We start from the raw sequence: 3,829 nt of genomic DNA, 5'->3' as shown, positions 1-3,829 counted from the left end.
CCGGGCCGCTGCGCACGGAGGCCCTGGGGTTGCTCGCGCAACCGAACGTGGCGCCGGACGCGGCGTGGCGCAGGCTGGGGCCGGAGATCGTGCCCGTGCTCGCGGCGCTGGCGGAGGACATGAGCGTCCCGGATGCGCAGCGGATGCGGGCCGTGACGGCGCTGGCGCGCGTGGAGGCGCCCCAGGCGGGCAGACGCTCCAGGTGATGCTGGAGGATCCACACCGCCCTTCGGATGTCCGCTCGCAGGCCGCCGCCGCGCTGGGCCAGCGCCTGGGGTTCGAGGCCGTGAAGACGCTGCAGGCCCGGCTGGAGGACCACGACCTGCGGATCCGCGAGGCCGTGGCCCAGGCGCTCGGACGGCTGGGCGGTCAGCAGGTGCGCGAGGTGCTGGAGGAGCGGCTCCCCTGGAGGACGTCCCCCGGGTGCGTGAAGCACTCCAGCAGGGGCTCACCCTGGCGGAGCCCTGAGCCGGGCGCCGGGCATGGCGGGGACGGCCGCCCTGGTGGAGTGCTCGGGGCTCGCGTCGGGCGGGGCCTTCCGTTAGATGGGAGGCCATGCGCCCCACCGTCCTTCTTTTCGACATCGATGGCACCCTCGTCACCACCGGCGGCGCCGGTCGCCGCGCCATGGGCCTGGCCTTCGAGCAGCTCCACCGGCGGCGCGACGCGTGCGACGGCTTCAGCATGTCCGGCATGACGGACCGGGCCATCGTCCGCAAGGCGCTGGGCATCATCGGCCAGCCCGACACCGAGGACGCCATCAGCGCGGTCATCGACGCGTACGTCGCCCAGCTGGGCCTGGAAGTCCCCAAGGTCGATGCGCGCGAGTACCGGCTGCACCCGGGCATGCGCGAGGCGGTGCTGGAGGCGCGCTCGCGGTCGGGCTTCGCGGTGGGCCTGGGCACCGGCAACGTGCGCGCGGGCGCCAAGGTGAAGCTGGACCGCGTGAACATCCACGACCAGTTCGCCTTCGGCGGCTTCGGCTGCGACTTCGAGGACCGCGTGGCCCTCATCCGTCACGGCGCGCAGGCCGGAGCGGCGCGGCTGGGCCAGCCCCTGGAGGCGTGCCGGGTGGTGATCATCGGCGACACGCCCAAGGACGTCGCGGCCGCCAAGGGCATTGGCGCGGAGACGATTGGCGTGGGCACGGGCAACTTCACGCCCCAGGCGCTGCTCGACGCTGGCGCCGAGTGGGCCTTCGCGGATTTCTCCGCCCCCGCGGCCATGGAGGCCCTGCTCGTCGGACGGTGAAGGTGTGGTATCTCCGCCGCCCCTCCGAGGAGTCGTTCACGCATGTCGTCCACGCTCGAATCCTATGAGCTGATCCGCTTCGCCGAAGCCTTCGAGGCCCGACTCGCCACGGCGGAGGAGATGGTCGTCGGCAGGCCGGGGCTGGAGGCCGAGAAGCAGTGGCTGGCCTCCGCGCTGGAGCGCCTGCGCGAGGCCCGCGAGCCGGCGGGCGGCCTGCTGGAGCAGGTGAAGGACTTGCCCGAGCTCGACGAGGCCCGCGAGGAGTTCTCGTTCGATCAGCAGGGCCGCTGGGTGGATGCGCTGGAGAAGCTGCACGCCGGCATCACCTTCACCGCCAGCAGCCGCGCGCCCGTCATCGAGGCCCTCTTCCCGCACCTCAAGTTCCCGCAGCTGCGCCGGGCGCCCGTGGAGCTGGTCAACGAGTACGCCATGTCGTACGAGCGGCGGCTCAAGAGCGCGTACGTCACCCGCATCTTCTCCCGCGATGACTTCGCGATGGTCCGCCCCGTCGTGGATCAGGTCGCCGCGACGTTCGCCGCGTGGAACGCGAGCCTGTCCCCCACCCCGCTGCCCCCGGAGCAGGAGGCCGCCCTGCGCGAGGCGCTGGTGGCGCTGGGGCGGCGCCTGGACGTGGCGCTGCGGCAGGGGCGCCTGCTCGCGGAGGCCGCGCTGGTTCCCGTGCCGGGGGTCTTCGAAGCCGCGGGCCTCACCCTCAAGCCCCGGAAGCGCGCGGGCAAGTCGCTGGCGCTCTCCGCCGAGGAAGGCGCCTCGGACCTCTTCGGAGAGGAAGGCGACTCAGGCCAGGAGGAGGCGTTCGACGGTGCCGAGGGTGCGGAGCCCTCCGGGGACGACGCGATGGAGGCGGCTCCCGCTGACGTCGAGGCCCAGGAGCCCGTGGAGGAGGCCGCCGAGCAGGAGGCGGGTGGCGTCGAGGCTTCGGACCGTGGAGCCGAGGAGGCCCCCGCTGCACCGGAACCCGTCGCCTCGGAGCCTCCCGCCGTGGCGCGTCCTCGACGGGGCCGGCCTCCGAAGAACGGGGCTCCGGCTCCCGAGCCAGCGCAGGCGGAGGCTCCTTCGGAGTCCTCGGCTTCCGGTGCTCCGGAGGCCGTGCGCCCCAAGCGTCGCAAGAAGACCGACCCGTCCGAGGCTGGCACGCCTTGAGACCCGACGCGCGGTGAGTCCCCCGCCGTGAAGAGGAACCCGGACATGGCGGACGTCGCCCTTCCCATCGATCCCCTCCTGCCCGACATCGTCTCCACGCTCCGGAGCTCGCTGTCGCTCGTGCTGGAGGCGCCTCCTGGCGCGGGCAAGACGACCCGCGTTCCCCGCGCGCTGCTGGAGGCAGGGCTGGGCGCGGGCAAGGAGATCGTCGTCCTCCAGCCCCGGCGACTGCCCACCCGGCTCGCCGCGCAGCGCGTGTCCGAGGAGATTGGCGAGCGCGTGGGCGAGACCGTCGGCTACCAGGTCCGCTTCGAGGACGTCCGCGGTCCCAAGACGCGCATGTCCTTCGTCACCGAGGGCGTGCTCGGGCGCCGCCTGCTCACCGACCCCACCCTGCGCGACGTGGGCATCGTCGTGCTCGACGAGTTCCATGAGCGGCACCTGTCCGCGGACATCTCGCTCGCGCTCCTGCGGCGGTTGCAGGAGACAGCCCGCCCCGACCTCAAGCTCGTGGTGATGTCCGCGACGCTGGAGGCCGAGCCCGTCCGCGCGTACCTGGGCGGCGCCCCGTCCCTGCGCTCCGAGGGCCGCCGCTTCGACGTCAGCGTCGAATACCTGTCCGCCCCGGATGAGCGGCACCTGGATCAGCAGGTGCTCTCCGCGCTCAAGCGCCTGTTCACCCAGGGCGTCGACGGCGACGTGCTCGTGTTCCTTCCCGGCGCCGGGGAGATCCGCCGCGCGCGAGACACCTGCGCGGAGTTCGCCGAGCGCCACGACGCGGACGTCCTCCCGCTCCACGGCGACCTCTCGCCCGCGGAACAGGACCGCGCCGTGCGCCGCAGCTCGCGCCGGAAGATCATCCTGTCGACCAACGTCGCGGAGACGTCGGTCACCATCGACGGCGTCGCGGTCGTCATCGACAGCGGGCTGGCGCGCGTGGCGTCCCACTCGCCGTGGTCCGGACTGCCGCAGCTCAAGCTGGGCAAGGTGAGCCGTGCCTCCGCCATCCAGCGCGCCGGCCGCGCGGGCCGCACCCGGGCCGGGCACTGCGTGCGCCTCTACACCCAGCACGACTTCGACGGGCGGCCTGATCAGGAGGCGCCGGAGATCCGCCGCACCGACCTGGCGGAGACGGTGCTCGCCCTGCGTGCCTCGGGCGTGAAGGACCTGACGGCGTTCCCGTTCTTCGAGCCGCCCCCCGCTCCCGCCCTGGAGGCCGCGGAGACGCTGCTGCGCCGGCTGGGCGCGGTGGACGCGAAGGGCCAGGTGACGAACGTGGGCCAGCGGCTCCTGCGCTTCCCCGTCCACCCGCGCCAGGCCCGCGTCATCGTTGAAGGCGAGCGCCGGGGCGTGGGCGCGGACGCCGCCGTGCTCGCGGCCCTCATGGGCGAGCGGGACATCCGCCGCGAGGCCCGCG

The 3,829-nt window shown here is 73.6% G+C and carries 4 protein-coding genes and 1 pseudogene; all 5 read left to right on the top strand.

Annotated features, from left to right (window positions below; translation table 11 throughout):
• Positions 1 to 206: pseudogene (locus ACLEQD_RS38805) on the top strand (HEAT repeat domain-containing protein); the annotation flags it as partial.
• The gene (locus ACLEQD_RS38800) at positions 206 to 697 is read left to right on the top strand and encodes a HEAT repeat domain-containing protein (protein WP_410390916.1); all 492 of its coding nucleotides are present in this window, start codon (positions 206 to 208) and stop codon (positions 695 to 697) included. The pseudogene ACLEQD_RS38805 and the gene ACLEQD_RS38800, both read left to right, overlap by 1 nt.
• Positions 583 to 1,251: an HAD family hydrolase gene (locus ACLEQD_RS38795; RefSeq protein ID WP_410390914.1), complete on the top strand. Its 669-nt coding sequence runs from the start codon at positions 583 to 585 to the stop codon at positions 1,249 to 1,251. Before ACLEQD_RS38800 ends, ACLEQD_RS38795 begins: the two co-directional genes overlap by 115 nt.
• 42 nt (positions 1,252 to 1,293) lie before the next feature.
• Positions 1,294 to 2,412, top strand: coding sequence for a hypothetical protein (locus ACLEQD_RS38790; RefSeq protein WP_410390913.1), 1,119 nt, complete (start codon positions 1,294 to 1,296; stop codon positions 2,410 to 2,412).
• A 45-nt stretch (positions 2,413 to 2,457) separates the two neighbouring features.
• Positions 2,458 to 3,829: helicase-related protein (locus tag ACLEQD_RS38785; protein WP_410390912.1), on the top strand; the 1,372-nt coding region annotated here is incomplete at its 3' end.

It is taken from the genome of Corallococcus sp. 4LFB, from assembly GCF_046520365.1.
GTDB lineage: Bacteria > Myxococcota > Myxococcia > Myxococcales > Myxococcaceae > Corallococcus > Corallococcus caeni.
Note: the sequence above shows the minus strand (reverse complement) of the source record. Positions and strands in the feature narration are given on the sequence as shown.

Bases quoted from the DNA above. Each gene is read 5' to 3' on its own strand.
- ACLEQD_RS38790 (WP_410390913.1), top strand. From the start codon at position 1,294: ATGTCGTCCACGCTCGAATCCTATGAGCTGATCCGCTTCGCCGAAGCC.
- ACLEQD_RS38800 (WP_410390916.1), top strand. From the start codon at position 206: ATGCTGGAGGATCCACACCGCCCTTCGGATGTCCGCTCGCAGGCCGCC.